This window comes from Ulvibacterium marinum (genome assembly GCF_003626755.1).
Classification (GTDB): domain Bacteria; phylum Bacteroidota; class Bacteroidia; order Flavobacteriales; family Flavobacteriaceae; genus Ulvibacterium; species Ulvibacterium marinum.
Genome location: NZ_RBCJ01000003.1, coordinates 681485 through 698051 on the forward strand (window position 1 = coordinate 681485; position 16567 = coordinate 698051).

General features: G+C 39.4%; 12 protein-coding genes. 5 read left to right on the forward strand and 7 right to left on the reverse strand.

Annotated elements, in window-relative coordinates:
- Positions 1–9: 9 nt before the first annotated feature.
- Genes D7Z94_RS16005 through D7Z94_RS16025 form a run of 5 tightly spaced genes read right to left on the reverse strand, consistent with a single transcriptional unit; the run spans position 10 to position 7472 of the window.
- Complete coding sequence (locus D7Z94_RS16005) at positions 10–2007, reverse strand: DUF2779 domain-containing protein (protein ID WP_317125784.1); 1998 nt, start codon at positions 2005–2007, stop codon at positions 10–12.
- Between the two features lie 57 nt (positions 2008–2064).
- Positions 2065–2508, reverse strand: a complete 444-nt coding sequence (locus D7Z94_RS16010; RefSeq protein ID WP_120712590.1) for a hypothetical protein — start codon at positions 2506–2508, stop codon at positions 2065–2067.
- A gap of 31 nt (positions 2509–2539) precedes the next feature.
- Complete coding sequence (locus D7Z94_RS16015) at positions 2540–4294, reverse strand: amidohydrolase family protein (protein ID WP_120712591.1); 1755 nt, start codon at positions 4292–4294, stop codon at positions 2540–2542.
- A 45-nt stretch (positions 4295–4339) separates the two neighbouring features.
- On the reverse strand, positions 4340–5233 hold the full coding sequence (locus D7Z94_RS16020) for an HNH endonuclease family protein (RefSeq protein WP_120712592.1): 894 nt from the start codon (positions 5231–5233) through the stop codon (positions 4340–4342).
- Position 5234: 1 nt separating this feature from the next.
- The gene (locus D7Z94_RS16025; protein ID WP_120712593.1) at positions 5235–7472 is read right to left on the reverse strand and encodes an AAA family ATPase; all 2238 of its coding nucleotides are present in this window, start codon (positions 7470–7472) and stop codon (positions 5235–5237) included.
- A gap of 345 nt (positions 7473–7817) precedes the next feature.
- On the opposite strand from D7Z94_RS16025, the gene D7Z94_RS25670 reads away from it, so the two are divergent.
- The 3 genes from D7Z94_RS25670 (at position 7818) to D7Z94_RS16040 (ending at position 9638) form a co-directional block, all read left to right on the forward strand.
- On the forward strand, positions 7818–7988 hold the full coding sequence (locus tag D7Z94_RS25670; protein ID WP_158594659.1) for a hypothetical protein: 171 nt from the start codon (positions 7818–7820) through the stop codon (positions 7986–7988).
- 95 nt (positions 7989–8083) lie between these two features.
- Positions 8084–8485, forward strand: a complete 402-nt coding sequence (locus D7Z94_RS16035; protein WP_120712595.1) for a hypothetical protein — start codon at positions 8084–8086, stop codon at positions 8483–8485.
- A gap of 10 nt (positions 8486–8495) precedes the next feature.
- A complete protein-coding gene (locus D7Z94_RS16040) occupies positions 8496–9638 on the forward strand; it encodes a hypothetical protein (protein ID WP_120712596.1) in 1143 nt (380 codons plus the stop codon).
- A gap of 88 nt (positions 9639–9726) precedes the next feature.
- On the opposite strand, the gene D7Z94_RS16045 is transcribed toward D7Z94_RS16040, so the two are convergent.
- Both D7Z94_RS16045 and D7Z94_RS25955 read right to left on the reverse strand, forming a co-directional pair.
- Positions 9727–10011 (reverse strand): DUF2188 domain-containing protein, encoded by a 285-nt coding sequence (locus D7Z94_RS16045; RefSeq protein ID WP_120712597.1) that lies wholly within the window; start codon positions 10009–10011, stop codon positions 9727–9729.
- Between the two features lie 99 nt (positions 10012–10110).
- Positions 10111–10500: a GIY-YIG nuclease family protein gene (locus tag D7Z94_RS25955; protein WP_245967225.1), complete on the reverse strand. Its 390-nt coding sequence runs from the start codon at positions 10498–10500 to the stop codon at positions 10111–10113.
- 667 nt (positions 10501–11167) lie between these two features.
- Between D7Z94_RS25955 and D7Z94_RS16055 the strand changes: the two genes are divergently transcribed.
- Positions 11168–12748: a patatin-like phospholipase family protein gene (locus D7Z94_RS16055; RefSeq protein WP_120712598.1), complete on the forward strand. Its 1581-nt coding sequence runs from the start codon at positions 11168–11170 to the stop codon at positions 12746–12748.
- Positions 12745–15615 (forward strand): tetratricopeptide repeat protein, encoded by a 2871-nt coding sequence (locus D7Z94_RS16060; RefSeq protein WP_120712599.1) that lies wholly within the window; start codon positions 12745–12747, stop codon positions 15613–15615. The genes D7Z94_RS16055 and D7Z94_RS16060 overlap by 4 nt, the downstream gene beginning before the upstream one ends.
- Positions 15616–16567: the final 952 nt, after the last annotated feature.

The window sequence follows — 16567 nt, forward strand, 5'->3', positions numbered from 1 at the left end:
TTTTTAGTTTTATCGGGTTTCATCTTCATGTTGTGCGGGTTTTACGAGTTCTAGAAAGTGTTCGTAGATCATGACCATGGCCAAGGTATCCAGTTCGCAATATTTCAAAAGGGCTTTTTGTATTTCCTGTATTTCTTCCTCATCCATATCGGTATATTGAAGCTTACCATAAGCGGTAAGTGCAGCTCCGCCATCACTGATGGATTCAATTTCGGATAAGGATTTTTCAATGGCCTCCTCGGACCAATCCTCGAAAATGGGGGGCAGGTTCTTATAAGGACTCGAAACGGTGTTCCTATTAACAGTAAGCCAAACATGATCGTCCGAAAAATTAAGGGAAGACATATTAAGAACACCTATGGGTCGGGAATACTTTTCTTGGAGTTTTTTGCTTGTTTCCAAAATCGCAGGAAGCACATCCTTGATGGAATTGGATCCTTTGGTAAGTGGATTATAATAGTAATCCTTGACCACATCCAAAAGGTCTACCATGTTGCGCTTCCCTTGCCACTTTATCGCGGAACCCTGGGTACTTTTTGTGATGTGTTGAATGAAATCCATAAGTGCTTTCTTGTCCGGTTCATCGGAATCGTTCAATTGTTTATAAACAGCATTCAAGACCGTATTTTCATGGTTGGAATACCTGAAGATACTACCGTTATCCCCTGATAAAGCACCCTTTAAGGCTCGTACAAAATCGAAATTAGGAAAGACGCCGGCTTTTACATTTAAATATTCCGATGCATGTTCAATAGTTCCATCCGTATTTACTTTATGATGGGAGAACTGAAAGGCAACTTGCTCATAAGGATGTCGCCCTATATGAAATGGTAAGGCCGATGCACTAGTTTCAAAGTCAATGAAGTGCAAGGGATAGGTCCATGCATCCATTTCCGCTTTCAAACCTTTTACATCTACATAAATGGAAGTATCCGCATTGGCCTCCTTTTGAATTTGAAGCCAATTTCGTTCGGTACCCGACAATTTTCCGTCCTCTTTTTTAAATTTGATATCATCCTTGGTCACCTCTGACATGAAGAACTTCTTCTTTTCGAACAGTTGGATTCCACGCTGGTAATACAGCCCACCGATATCGATGACGGCCGGTCGCTCAAAGTCCGCCGCTTTCCATTGATGTTGTTTTGTAAAGCAATGTTCATATCCGGAATCCAGTCCATTTTCCCTTTCCGCCTTGGTGGTCTTGAATTCACAATTTTTACAGGCTGAATAGGCCGTAGGCCAGTTAGCATATTCGTCGTTTACATAATAGGACTTCAATTGCTCTACAGCTTCCTTAAAGGAGAGGTCCTTATGGTATTTGTGGACATCGCTTTCAATATCCGCGACGATGTGGGTGATATCAACTTTAGTTAAGACCGAGGTCCCCAAATCATTCAACGATTTCGCCAATACCTTGATTCCCGTCCTATGGCCCACTGTTTTGGTGATTCGAAACAATTGGTTCAGTCCATCGATCGAGGCTTTTTTGGAAGTATCCGCCATCATAATGTAAGACTCCACCTTGAAATCGGGAAAGCATAACTGTACCACATATTTCTGAAAGGCGATATCGAACAAATAGGCTTTCCATCCACTTTTTAAACCACCCCGTGCCCCGACAAAAAGGTGCTCTTCATCGGAATCGAAGGATTTGGCCTTTACTTCTATCAATTGAATGGTATCCCCTTTTTTGACTAGAATATCGGTCCGTACAAATAGGTCCTCATGTAGAAAAGCCGCTTCGTATATCGTTGTATCCTCTTCTCTAAGCAGATTTCGGGTCCTATACCATAGTGCTTCATAGTCCCAGTCCTCGCCTTCTATTAAGATGCCTTCGGGGAATGACATTCGGGCCAATTCCTCTACCTGAAAACCTCCATTTGCCAAGGCTTCCAAAAAACTGTCCTCTAGCTTGGCATTGGCATAGGAATCCTTGTTGGTAAAGAACAATTTGTTCGGACATTCCAAACCGAGTTTAAATCGGGATTTTGTGAGTACGCGCATCATATTTAGTACAAATAATAGACTTCAGTTTATGTTAGGGTCACCTTTATTAAAATTGAATTAGTCCGTATCTTTTTTCGAGAACAACGTGTCCGATATTACATCTATCTTTTCGACGAATTTGTTAAAGGAAAAACCTGCCAAAAAGGATATCGCACAATAGAACATTACACTTTTACTATAATTCACATCAGGGGAATTGGAAATGCTCATCAGGCCCCCAATGATCATGAAGTAGGCAAATACCCCGATAATGGCACTAATAATGGGCCTAAATACATACCACCAGGTCCAATTCATTTTAAAGTTGTTGTTGCCCAAATTTTGATAAAAACCCCGGATGCAATAGATAGTACCGCCAATACCCCCTGAGCAAGCTATATAAACCAAGATGTTCAACAATTGCTTTTCAAACGGATTACAGGTATATATCCATATCGGCAGGGCTACCAACAGACAAATGGCGAGCAGCAAATAGATTCCGATAATGTTGACTGGTTTCATAAGAATGGTTTTTTAGTGAACATTTGCTGATTTATAGGGATCCCGGCAATGAACTCGTTAAGAATTCGGTGGGGTTTTGGTAGGCTATGCGCTCCCATTTCCTGGAACCCAATGTGTTTTGCATATCGATCCAATATTGCTTCTCGGTCTTGTGATTGCTCACCACATAAAAGTCGGTACCGAACAGAACCCGGTTGCTTATATTTGGGTTATCCAGTATTTCGGATAATAAGCTTAAATAGTTAAGGTCATGGGAGGTATAGCTTACATCTGTATATACATGGTTAAATTGCATTAGCATGGTGGAGATGATAGAGAACCAATCTACCCAGTGCCAGTAACTATATAGTTTGGCTATATTATCCAAATTACCTTTTAGGTCCAGGCCATTCCGGGGATCTTTGATGATGGCATTGGCTTCACGATATCGGTCTTGGGACAAGAATTTGTCCCACATCTCTGCACTTCCGTAATGCGCTAGGTTGATTTTTAAATTATGAAGGGTTCTTGTAATTTCTCCATTTTCATAACCAAACAGCATTTTCAAATCACCATCCTTGTCAAAGGTTTCTACCACATTGTTTAATAGGGGTTTGTGTAATAGGCAGAGGTAATTCAAAGGATGCGTAAAGTTCTTTTGAAAGTGCTTGTTCTTTAGCTCATGAAAACGCATTTTTCCAAAAGTTCTCTTCTCGTTTTCATCCTTTTTATACACCTCTTCGAAAATGGGGTGATAGTCGTAGTCTTTTCCGAGGTTCTTTAATTTTCCGCGGTAATATACCGGGCCAATAGAGCAATGTGTAGTGATAGGGATATTTTCTTGTTGGCAATATAACCACAGGGGAAGCAAGTTTTTATCGAACGCATAGTAACCTAAGGCTGGGTAGATCTTAATTCCGGCGCAACCACCTTCAATATAGTCCTTCATCAAACATTCCTCTAAAACAATGTTATCCGGATTGTCCGTGTTTAGATTCAAGAATTCTTTTTTCTGGGATTGCCTTTCTATACGTCTCGGATCCACAAAAATAAAGGGGTAGCAGGTATCCATATTATTCGCTTTCAGTCGCAATACCTCCTTCATCTGGTCGGGATAGGATTCCTCCACCGGACCGGCGTCCATGTACTCCATGTCCATTGGCAAAACAACGAACTTGGTGCCTACGGGATATTGCTGTTCGAGACTGTTGAAAATATAGGCCTGTCCATCATTGGAAGTAAAACGTACAATATTGATGTATCGCAATAAAAATTCGAGACGTTCCGGGCCAACAGCCTTTTTGATTCTCCCCCAAGCATATTTTTTTATAGTGCGTCGTACATTTCTAAAAATCAAGACAATAAATACTAAAAGAAGTATGGAATTCCAAGAACTTCCCAAATCGGGCATAATCGGACATAATACATCAACAAAATGACAGCAAAGCCAACCTAACCAAGTGCCTTGTAGGGAGGGGAGAATAAGTTCTATGAGGTAATAGGCAAAAATTAACCAAATTATAATTAAAAAGGCATTGTAAATTTTTGTAATCCCAGGGGTTTGTGTCCAGAATTTCTTTTTCTTATAGGCCTCGTGTTTCTTGTTGCGCCCTGTAAAAGAAAACTCTTGCTTGTTACGGTTTAAATAGGCCTTGATACGATTCACCATATAACCTGTGGCCAACCATTTGTAAAAAGGCCAAGGAAAGATTTGTTTTGCCATGTACTTTGGCGTGTGCTTCTTGGTAAAGGTATGCGTATGGGCATTGATAAAAGGGGCTTCTGTATTCAATCGATTTTCTGACATAGTATTCCTGTTGGTAAAAGTTTTAAGTATCCCTTTGTTCTTCCATTATTCTTGAAATTGCGTAGCGAACTTCACCCTTTCCTCTACAATGGGCATCCAACCTTTTTGATCTATAAGATTTTTAAGATCGGACCACTCCAAAAAAGTTATCTGCTTAAAAATAATGCGGACCATCCCGGCATATAAATTTATTTCATGTCCGGAAAAATAGAGTCCGGTCGCTAATCGCCGTTGTTCATTGCTGTCATCCTCGGCAAGTAAAAAATCAAGTGAGTCGTCCCAAATTTGTACCGCCCTTGGACCTCTTTGGCGCGAAAGACTTATTCTTCGAAGGCCACATACCCTAATGGTCTCTTTTCCGCGAGGGTCATTATTACGTGCCTTGATTACCCCTGATCGCAGGAATTCGAAATGCTCATAGGGATCTAAGTCCTTTTCAAAAGGATTTATCAATAGGGGTTTCTCTTTCCGTACATCGGTCTTTTTTGGATCTTCCGCCTTAAATACTCCATGATTGCGGGCTTTCCTCTTTGGGGCTATTGGAAATAAGGCACTTTTATACTTCTGATTGCAGATGGCACAGGAGAGCAAATAATTTTCCCATTCATAGGCCAGCCACCAGTAGCCCTTTTCGGTAATGGCAGGAATTTTTCGTCCTTTCAATTTACGGCTATTGGCCAACTCGGTCCCTTCGGCCACCAATTCTTGTAATTCACTTTTGGGCCGGTAATGCTCTACATCACCATGCGCCGACACCTGAATTTCACAATACCCACACTTCTGATGTTGGGCTTTCATAAAATGGGGTTTCAGATCCTGCCAGAATTTATCCTTGAAATCGGGCCATCCGTTGTTATTGGGCAAGCCTAAGGCCTGTAGCTGCTCCTTACTTCGTTGCTTCAGTCCATTGGGTCGTCTAGGTCGCTTAAACTGTAGCATGCTATGACTTTATTTGATCTCGAATTCTTGCCGCCAATTTTTTCCGAAGCTCTGCATCATTTGCTAAATCCGTTTTGGAAATTTCTTTCATTTCTTCAGATTTAACCTCCCTTATCACCTCAAAATAGGTATCTAATTTACTGATCCCAGAAGAGGTCTGCATTACGGTCCGCTCCAATTGGGCTTCCATTTCTTTGATCCTTTCTTTATTCGGATTCTCTTTAAATAATTCGTTGCTATGATCTTCTATGAGCTTACTTGTTTGCTCGTCGGTGGTATAATTCATATAGAACCACTCGCCAATGAGCAGATTTTCCAAGGAAATACCCATGGGAATGTCCTTTTGCTGCAGTTTTACACTACGATCCGTTTCATCCAAATTCATTACCCAGACCTCTCCTTTTCGAGAAGCGCGGAGGCATAGGGGGTCATGGGTACTTATGATAATGGTGCACCTTGGAAAAACTTGGCGCAACAAGGATACGACCTTGATTTTCCAAGTTGGATGTAGATGATTGCCAATTTCGTCAATAATAATTAGTCCCTCGGCATTGTAGGCACTTTCCCAATATAGATTGAGGGAGCGCATAATATACAGCGCATAACCGATAACCGAACGATAGCCATCGCACATACTTTTTATGGATTCTGGACCATTCCCCACATTAACGGTTACATTGCCCGATTTTCGGTTTACCATTCGGTCTTCGGTGATGAGATCCTCCGGAATCATCAACATATCGATGATGGTCTTGGCCGCTTCATTAAACTGATGGGCGGTCACTGCCTTAAGATTACTCAACCATGGCTCCACATCGGGGAACACCACATCATGCCGGAACAAGGCCAAAATACGTGACGGGTCATCCTCAAAACCAACGGTTTCTCCATCTTCCGGTAGGCGGCGCACCGATCCGATACCTACTGTAGGCTTTACCAATTGCTCTCGGTTAGAGGAAATGCCGGTTGGCGTAATCTCAACTACAATAGGATCTGATTCGTTAAGGAACTTTACCGTAATTCTTGCACGTTTTTCCTTGGCGTTGCGCTTGATCAAATCGGTATAGTCGCCAAGATTCAACTCCTGCAGTTGTTCGTTCCCCATCATGGCCAAGGCGATGGCCTGTAGCACGGTACTTTTCCCCACGCCGTTCTCGCCAATGAGCAAAATACTTTGTTCGCCCCTGCCTTCGGAGGATTGGGGGATATCCAGTTTCACATGTCCAAGACATTTGTAATTGATGATCTCTACCCATTCCAGGAATTTTGAGAATTCCTGGGGAGCCGGTTGTTGGGAATCTCCGAGGTTAGCACTGTCAACTCCCTTTATAGTATAATTGTTTTCAGCCTTGATATCTTCCGGTTCAAAGGAGGATATCGTATTCGATGATTGGGCAATCTGTAACCAATAAGGGACAATCTTTGAGATGACCGATTTCAGGTCTTCATTTAAATCAGGGTATTCATTGTCCACAAGTTTTTCGTTGGCCAGGTACCATTCTGCTATCATATGGCGGTTCAATCCCAGATGCGTTTGGTCGTCCTGTAGATGGAACAATACGTCCTTGATTTTATGGCTCTCATCGGAAGAAAAGGTAATGTCGGTGAGCATTTCCGATAGGAATTGAATTCGTTCTTGGCGCTCCTCAACTAATTGTGGCCTATTGAGTTGAAGTAATTCAATGGTATATTCGGCCTTTTCGGAACGTGGAAGGATATGGCCCTCCCTATCATATCCAAACTGGACTTCCTCATGCTCTCGTACGTCGCAGGGGTCTATAAGTAGGGTGTCTTCGGAGTTTACATAGTTCCGCAATTGGTCATAATCCAAGTAGGTCTCCGTATCGGGGGGGCTTAATCGTGGACCGATTACGGGGAAGTAATTCGATTTATAACGCTGGCATTCATGGCAGCTTAAATACAGATTAAACCAGGTATACCCCAACCAATAATAACCTTCGTCCGCCCTTCCTTTTCGATCGGATACGCTCTCAGAGGGTCTAAAATGATCGATACTGTCATTTTCCACCACGTTCGATTCACAATAAGCACATTTGCTATGAAAAAGGGTATGAAGGTCGTCGAGAGTAGGATCCAAATAATAATCGTCCTGTTTAAATCGTGCCTGCTTAAATTTGGTTTGTTGTTCCAATCTAAAAAGGATTTCCTCTTCATAGGGCTTTTCACCGTCTAATAGAATTTTGGGAACGGGAACGCCATCTCGGTCTATATAGATCATAACATCACAATTTAAAGGGTATTCTCTTTAAGGTCTTTTTGCAAATAGGAGCGAGCCTACCGGAATTTGGATTGATTCGGACATAAATGGGTTGAGTCCCTATCGCAATGGTTGTCGATTCCAAAATTGGATTGGGATACCATTTCCTCCCAGGATTTTTAGGAGCTCGGCTTGGCCCAAAAAACAGGGTGGTGAAAAAAGAATTTTTCATGGTCGAAAAGGTTGATTACGATACAGTTTTTGTAGGGAAGTACTCCTCGTAAGACGTCTATTTAATATACGAATTAAGTGGGCTTAGGAAATAATAATGGATTAAAAATCAATTATTTAGATAAACGGTAGGCTTTGAGGAAAAGCCTCAAAAATTCTGTGGTTTTTGTAGGTCTAAGACCCGATGAAACCCTTATGAATACTAAGGTTTTTGTGTTGTCCATTCTTCATCAAAAAAGCTATATTGAAGATGATTTCCCCTACTTGGAATACCGCTTTACCGATATTGAACTACAGCGCTTATAGCTGCCTTCAAAGATTGCGGATTCAACGTTACGACCTGCTATGTTGCGAAGACCTTTCTAACCGTTTAAGGAAAAGCGCATATAAAACCAATACCTATGGATCATCTAAATGTGGGCAACAATGCCCCGATCAAGCTGAGGGTTTCAGTACAGACGGAGGCTATGGCCGTTACGTCGGGATTTATTTATCATTCGGAAACTGATGAAATGCCGTATTCTAGAATGGAACCCTTTGACCCTTCTTTGAAAACGGGGTGGAAGTCATTGGACAAAGGAAATGAAGTGGGCGGCAAAGTCTTTCGGGTAATTACCTTTTTTACGTTTTTTAATTCGTTCCCAAATGAAGAGACCTTCAATTTGGCCGTTGCACAAATAAAAGGAAGTTACATCGCCGAAATTAGCGGGGGGAACCCCTCACCCTTCCCCATATCCTTTACTACCGAAGCGTTCTTTACCACCCAAACCTGTATGGTGGAAAGCGGACTAAAACTACTTTAAAATCGTGATTATGAGAGTAGCCAATGTATTCGTGTTCCTTCTTCTTTGTACAGGCATAGGGTATTCGCAGGGGACGGTTCCTAACGCCGAATTGCAAAACCTGGCCCCACCCAGTTCCCCGGCCTTTGTTTTGATGGATATTACCCCTTCCAACATCATCATCCCGGAAAATGTACAGGCATTTTCGATACAGACCATCAATGCCTTTACCGGAAATAGTGAGGCTGCCAATGGAAATTATGCCGTTGAGGTACAACCCTACTGGTATGTAAAACGAGAGAACATGAATTTCTTCAAGTATAATAACCTTACCTCCTCAAAATCCCAGGTTTCAACGGTGGACGATTATGATGGGATGAATATTTTTGGGGACATTTGGAAAAAGGCCTCTTTCTCCCTGGCGCTTATGGATGGGACATTTGAGGTCTTTGAAGAAACCCAATCCTTTATTTCCGTGGGTGCCCGAACGAGATTGCTTTCATTGAGAACGAAAAAGCAAATAGATGGCTTTAAGGAGCAGTATAAAAGGTACCTCCAATTGATGAGGTCGCAACAGGTGTTGGATATACTTGCGAATAGCAGTTTGAGTAGCGCCGAAAAAAATGAGAAAGTAACTACGCTTCAAGAGTTTATAGCAATACGAAATGATTTTGAGGAAGTAGTCCAAAGCAAGCCCTTCTTTGCTTTGGATGTGGCATTGGCCTATAGTCATTTTCTTGGAGATAAAAGTAGTGGTTTTGAGGATACCATGGGACGATTTGGAATATGGGCCTCAGGCGATTTGGCCCTATATACGCCAACGATCGGCAAAAACAGCTACGTCCATTTTTATGGCATCTTTAGGTATTTGAGGGACGGGATCAACCTGGAAGAAAACGGTACCGAGCTATTTAGCGTGGATAAGCTTGATTTTGGGGGCAAGATAGAGTTGGAATTTGACAGGCTATCCTTTGCTTATGAATTTATTAAGCGTGATAGCGATATGGACGAGGGATCCCGTTCCATAGGCTCGATTCGGTATCGGATCAATGATTCCTTTGCGATACATGGCGGTTTTGGGGAAAATTTTCGAAGTGAAGGGACCACTATCGCCCTATTTGGAATTCAATGGGGCTTGGAAAACAATAGCTCTGTACGACTATCACCTAACTAGATGGATGAAGAAAACAAGTGGTTTGTATAAAATTTGTGTTGCCCTTCTTTAAAAAAGGCTCTAATGGCATCCTGTTGAGAATTTAATTCTAATCATCATAGCTTATCCGGTCTCGTATCCCCCCGTTGGCGCGGTGGATAATGACATCGGCCTTGTATTTCCGGGCCAACCTTTTCGCCTTGTTGATGGCCGTACTCTGTTTTCGGTGCTTACTCGTTATCCGTTGGTTCCCTTCACGGCGTACCGCCCAACCTTCTCCATAGGGCACCACATGTTGGTGCCAGGTACGGCCGCGTTTGTTGCGTTGCGCACTATTCAAAAAGACTTCGATGAGGTCTATTAGGGTTCGTAACCAAGAGGTGCCTTTGGACATGGATTGGTATTGTTGGTTTCTAAGATAGGGGTATTTGCTGAATTTCTAAATATAAAAAGCCCTCCTTCGCTACGCACCGAGCGCATAGCTTCGGAGGACTTAAACCAATCGCTTGTTTCTAAAGGCGATACCTGAACCAGATTTCAAGTATCGTTCAAAATCATATGCTTTTTTCTTGTCCACAAAGTAGGAAACATGAACTAATTGAAAAGGTAATTTGTCTTTCGTAAAATGAACTTCCCCATTTTGATGCGCATTTAGTCTTTTCTCAAGATTAGCTGAAAAACCGGTATAGTACTGTCCATTTGCACATTTTAGAATGTACACCGCGTAGGGTAGGGTCATAATTGATTTATTTTGAGGGGAATATAGTGATTCTCCTTCGCTTTTCGCTGCGCTCAAAGCTTCGGAGAATGTGGATTGTTGGCCGTGACCCTTGGTCCGCCGAAGTCCGACAGTTTTGTTGATTTGGGTTTGTGAAGTGTTCAAGAAGCCTATTTTGCTTTTCGCTGTGCTCAAAGCTTCGGAGCATGTGGATTGTGGGCCGTGACCCGTGGACCGTGGTCCACCGAAGCGCACCGAATTTACATAGGAATAGGTTTATGGGATAACTTTGTTGCGTAAAATGAAAAAGCTCCCCTTCGCACAAGGCTTCGGGAATATGGATTGTGGACCGTGGTCCACCGAAGCTCCCCGAATTTAAATAGGAATATGTATATGGGATACTTTGTTGCGTAAAATGAAAAAGCTCCCCTTCGCACAAGGCTTCGGGAATATGGATTGTGGACCGTGGTCCACCGAAGCGCACCGAATTTAAATAGGAATATGTATATGGGATACTTTGTTGCGTAAAATGAAAAAGCTCCCCTTCGCACAAGGCTTCGGGGAGCGTAGGTGGAGCCGGAGGGAATAGAACGTATCATCGAAAACCCCAATAAATAATGGTTTTTCAAGCTTTCAGAATTGTATGCTCACCGAATAGGTGTCCCAAAGTTTTATACAATTATTTTGATTTGGAAACTCAAATGCCTTAATTCTGGGGTAAACCGATGTGTCTAAAGACAATACTTATATTTATTTGAATCTTTTTCTTACTCAAGCTCAATTTGTTAAATTTATTTGATAGTAAGAGCAAGACACTTAAAATTCAAATTTTATGAATAGTATGCACCAATTTGAAAAGTCAAAAAGGTTGTTGATAATGAAGGGTGGCGGAATTAAGGGCATCGCATATGTAGGCGCCCTAGAGGTGCTAGAGGAATATTATGATTTTTATTGGTTTGCAGGTACATCAGCCGGAGCAATCTCGGCTGTTCTTTTGGGATCTGGGTTAAGTGTGGATGAGCTTAAGAGTATTTTAATGAACAAAAATTTCAATGAGTTTAAAGATGCTCAATTTTTCAGAAAACTCTACAACTTAGCTACTAAAAAGGGTTTATATGAGGCAAACACGTTCACAAAATGGTTGGAAAAGGAACTATCTAAAAAGTTAGAAACATCTAATCAAGTAACACTTGATATGCTCCAAAACAGAGTTTCTGTTTATGCTAGTACTAGGGGTAAAGAAGCCTTAATTTTTGATTCGAAGGATGCAAGAACTAAGGACACCCCTGCCGCCCATGCTGTAAGATGTAGTATGTCCATTCCATTAATTTTTACACCCCAGTATAAAGACGGATTAATGGTATTTGATGGAGGAGCACAAAATAATTATCCTGTCGAAATACTTATAAAAAATAATCCTAATTCAAACTTTATTGGCCTTTATTTAGGCCCAGAACATTTTGAAGGTTATAAGAAGAAATCAATTTTAGGTGAATTACTATCAATATGGACAGAATCTATTGATTTTGTTGCTTTAAGAAAGTATGAAAATAATACGGTTATAATTGATACAAGACCAATTTCTACACTCAAATTCAAACTTACCGACATTGAAAAAGAATTTTTACTGGAAGCTGGAAGGCTTGCATCGTTAAAATTCTTGATTAAAAAAGGAAAAATCAATAAAAATGATCAAAGACTTAAAGACTTTGAAAACCGAAAGATAAATTTAGAACAAACAAGACAAAAACTCAACAATAAAGTCTCGAAAAAGAAGAATCAAATCAAAACTTTTTTTTGGGCTTCCATAATATTATCAACTATTGGAATATTATTTTGGAGTTTGATGTTGGGTAATAGTAAAAAAGAATCTGAGGACGGGTCTTTTTCAATAACAGTTTTTGTTCACGGAAAGGACGGTAAAGATGACTTGATTTTGAAAAATGAAGGTAGTGTTGTATTGGATTTTGGAAACACAAGAGAGAGCGAGCGAGTAAATGGTGAAGGGGAGTCCACATTTAAGGAAATTCCTATAAAATATCTAGGCCATAAGGCACATTTATTTATTGAGCATCCCCAGCCCTATGTGTCTGCAAATCCTGATTCCAGTTATATTTTGGTTAAAAACAAGCCGTTGTATTTAGAAGTATTCTTAAGAGGTATTAATAAAATTAGTGGCAGAGTATGGGATTTCAAAACGGAGAATGTTATAGATAGTGTTAGAGTAAGCGTGCAAAATGTAGCTACTTATACAGATGAATTTGGTTGGTTTGACCTTGAGATCCCTCCTGGAAAACAGTCCAAGTTTCTTAAAGTAAATTTTTTCAAAGAAGGATTTATCATGGAGGATATTGATAGTATTGCTCCCCATACAGGGCAACCTATAGAAATTTCATTAAAAAGGAGTAGATGAGAATTTTTTATTTTTTATTTTTCTTTAATACTATATTCATTTTTTGTCAGGAAGATACCAATCTACCAGGTGTTGTAGTTGAGCAAAATAGCAAGTTTAATACTGGTAGAATTGTGTATCTGTCCAAAGCTCAAATTAGGTCACCTGGAGCTGCACCTCAGATGAGTGATTCAAAAGGGCGATTTACATTAATATATTCCAATAAACCAAATGGTAATTTGGCCATCATATATGCATCAAAAAATGGATACCAAGTAGTTAATGAGGTGGAGTTGAAAAAATCCGCTATAATTGGAAGGAAAACTCCAATGAAAGTGGTTTTATGCGAAAGAGGTAAATATCTAGAGAATCAATTGAGTTATTATGATATTTCCAGAGATGCTGTTGTCAAGAGTTATGAAACTCGAATAAACAGACTTGAAAAGGAAGGCGACGAGAGAAAAAAATTAATAACAGAACTAAAGCTCCAACTTAATAAAGAGATAAACTCGGTACACGAAGCCAGAGAAATACTTGAAAAACAGCTTATCAATTCCGAATTAAAAGCCAAAAAGTTAGCCGAAAGGTTTCTAACTGTTAACCTTGACGATCAGTCTCCTGCATACCAAAATGCGTTTAAATTTTTCTTGCAAGGAGATATCGAAGGCGCATTGAATATTCTTGACAAAGTTGATTTAAAAGGTCGGCTAGAAATTAATGCGCAAGAGGCAGGGAAGGATAAAGAGATACTTACAGAAATTGGAGAAAGACTTTTAATCCGAGAAAAACAAATTAAACAAGACACAGAACAATGTCTATTTAAGGCTCGTTTACACGTGTTGGAGTATGAGTTTTTGTCAGCTGAAATGTATTACGACTTAGCTTTTAAGTATGGGGTCGATGATGAGAGTTTTATTGGAGAATATCTTTCATTTCTTATGACACAAAACAAGCTCGATAAAGCAAAAAAATATGCATTGGAGGAAATAAAGAGTTTGCGTAAGTTAGTTGAAGAAGATTCCTATTACAAACAAGATCTTGCAAACATATTGGCAAATGTAGCAGAAGTTTTTAGCAATTTACAACAAAGAAAAGAGGCCATAAAGTATTATGGTGAGGCGAAGAAAATTTATGAAGAATTAGTTTTCGAAGACCCTGAATGGTACTTTCCTTCATATGGTGCAATCCTGCACAATATGGGGGAGTTTTATAGCACTATTGATGAGATCATGGCAGAGGATTTTTACATTAAGTCTATTGAAATCAACGAGGTTCTAAGAGATGAAAAAGTCAGTTTTGAGTTAGCAATTTTGAGCGGCTCGCTTTCGAGTCTGGCTAATATTTATAGGAGAAGAGAAAAGTATTTGGATGCAAAACGCTGGGGCAGGGAGGCCGTAAAAATAAGCCGTATGGTAATAGCAAAAGAAGAATCTGACTTTAACAACCTTCTGCTGGCAAAAAATTTAGATGTACTTGGCTCCCTTTATTTTGAACTTGACAGTGTTAACGCTTCAGAAAAAAGTTATACCGAAGCATTGGAAATTTTAGAAAAATTAAATAAGAAAAACCCTAAAGCCTATGCGCTAAACCTTGCTCAAGTTTGTAACAATCTTGGTATATATTATGGTAAAACAGGTAACCTCAATAAGGCAATTATAAAAATGGACAGGGCTTTAGAAGCTCTTAAAATATTACTGGAGGATACTTCAAGTGTTTTCAAAATAGAATATGCCGACTTGTTAAGAAACTATGGGCATATTTTAGGGATCAACAAAAAAGAAATTGAGGCCACAGAGTATTTTCTGAAAGCTGTTCAAATGGCTGATGATCTTGTTTTGGAATACCCAAACAGTTATTTCGATAATTACATAAATATCCATATATATTATGGAGATTTTCTGCTGAATTCGGAAAACTATGAAAAAGCTCTTGTTATTTTCCCCAAAATATTGAGCTACCTTGATTTTAACGAAACTGTAAACCTACAAAAAAGGCTATCCGAAAAAAGTAGAATTTTATTGAGGCTAGGAATCGTATATGTAAAAAGTCAGAAATATGATTTAGCCAAAAGTTCATTTTTTAAGTCGATCGAAATAGCACAAGAACTTTTTAAAAAGAATCCTAAAAGTCATGCAATGGCCTTACTTAGGGCGTTAAATCATATTGGAATTTTTCATGCGGAACAAAAATTAGAATTCCCCGAGGGCTACTTGTCTAACGTGAATAAACTGGAAGGTCTATTTGAATTTATTACGCTATCAGAACTGATTGATTTGTCCAAAATTCTATCGTATCATGGGAAAGTCTTATTTGTAGAAAATAAGTATTCATCCTCAGTAAACTTTCTTAGGATGTCATTGAAGGTAAAGAGATTTCTCTCAATAGTAGATCCTGATTCATATCAACATGAATATGCCCTTGGACTTTCTGATTTAGCCTATATTTATTGGAAGGTTGATGCGACGGAGGCATCCGAAAAAATGTATTTAGAATCGTTGGAAATTTTTCAAAGATATACGGAGGAAAATAATTTTCAGTTTGTATCGACTATTTTGGACAACCTGAATGAGTTGGGGATGTTAAATTATGACAAGGGTGAAGTAAACAAGGCAGAAAAATATCTTATTGAAGGTCGGAATATTATTTCAAAAATCGGAACAGACTACGGGCCAGGAAATTACGACAGGTTCTATTGTATGCTAAGTGCAAATCTTTTGGAGATATATGGAAAGGAGATAGAAAAAAATGGCGAGAAAATATATACAAAGAGAGCCGCAGAAATTTTAAATCAAATCAAAAGCCATGGAATGATTGCCAATGAAGCAGATAGTGAATTGAAAGAATGCCTAGAGCATCTCAAATCAATACAAGAAGTTTATGGATTTTGAAAATGTACCTAGTGGATTTGAATATAGGTGCCTTCATAAAATCTTACTTAAAAACTCTGCAATAGGTTTTATATTTTATAACACCAGTATCTCTATCAATATAGGTAACTATCAAGACTTAGTCCTATCTTTCTAATTGATTTATGTTTCAGTTTTTTGGAACCTTTGGCATCGACTCTTTAGATAATAATTGATGTACAATATTGTTGATACCCTTATCAAACTCTACTCCTCGTAACTACCAAATCCCTTATTGAAATTTTTTGTTCTCTATGAATTAGTCGGTTTTACTGGTCTCCCGTGGGATAATATAACTTGTGGTTAATCCATTTCATTCGACGTAATCCAAAATGACAAAAAGACCAAATTGCAGTTTTAATAAATTATGAAGCATTTTAGAGTACTTCGATAGATTAAAAATGCACGCCGTGTTTACAATTTGAGCGAGTTTTTGCGAGGGAGGAATGTAAAGCAAGAGGGTAACGCGCTAAAGCGACGTTACGATTTTTAGTTGACTGGTTTTCAATTTCTTATGGAGATGTAAAAATCTGTAAAAAATAATATTTTGTCCAAATTGTTGGTATTTGAGCCACCTTTTTTCATGGATTTATTTTGAAGGTATTTGTTGCGATTTGAAAAATGCTCAAAAAAAGATGTTTTAAAAATGGCACTTACGCCCTATTTCGATTTTATTTCACGCTTATCTATCGGAACACTATAAAATCGAAACAGTCCCGATTCCGATATTCGCCGGAATCCACGGGAAAGTTTACGCAGAGCTTAGTTAAAATATTTGATTTCGGGTCTTAAGCTTAATATACCTTTGAAAAGTATATGCTAAAAAAATCTCTGATAACGTGAACGAAGCCCTTTCCGATGGTCTTTTCAATAATGATTACATGAACAGGGTACGTACGACTTTGCCCGAATTCGTTGAAATAGATAAAGATGG

Excerpts from the sequence above, each read along its gene's own strand:
- D7Z94_RS16005 (WP_317125784.1), bottom strand. The coding sequence starts at position 2,007 with ATGATGCGCGTACTCACAAAATCCCGATTTAAACTCGGTTTGGAATGT.
- D7Z94_RS16010 (WP_120712590.1), bottom strand. The coding sequence starts at position 2,508 with ATGAAACCAGTCAACATTATCGGAATCTATTTGCTGCTCGCCATTTGT.
- D7Z94_RS16015 (WP_120712591.1), bottom strand. The coding sequence starts at position 4,294 with ATGTCAGAAAATCGATTGAATACAGAAGCCCCTTTTATCAATGCCCAT.
- D7Z94_RS16020 (WP_120712592.1), bottom strand. The coding sequence starts at position 5,233 with ATGCTACAGTTTAAGCGACCTAGACGACCCAATGGACTGAAGCAACGA.
- D7Z94_RS16025 (WP_120712593.1), bottom strand. The coding sequence starts at position 7,472 with ATGATCTATATAGACCGAGATGGCGTTCCCGTTCCCAAAATTCTATTA.
- D7Z94_RS16035 (WP_120712595.1), top strand. The coding sequence starts at position 8,084 with ATGGATCATCTAAATGTGGGCAACAATGCCCCGATCAAGCTGAGGGTT.
- D7Z94_RS16040 (WP_120712596.1), top strand. The coding sequence starts at position 8,496 with ATGAGAGTAGCCAATGTATTCGTGTTCCTTCTTCTTTGTACAGGCATA.
- D7Z94_RS16045 (WP_120712597.1), bottom strand. The coding sequence starts at position 10,011 with ATGTCCAAAGGCACCTCTTGGTTACGAACCCTAATAGACCTCATCGAA.
- D7Z94_RS16055 (WP_120712598.1), top strand. The coding sequence starts at position 11,168 with ATGAATAGTATGCACCAATTTGAAAAGTCAAAAAGGTTGTTGATAATG.
- D7Z94_RS16060 (WP_120712599.1), top strand. The coding sequence starts at position 12,745 with ATGAGAATTTTTTATTTTTTATTTTTCTTTAATACTATATTCATTTTT.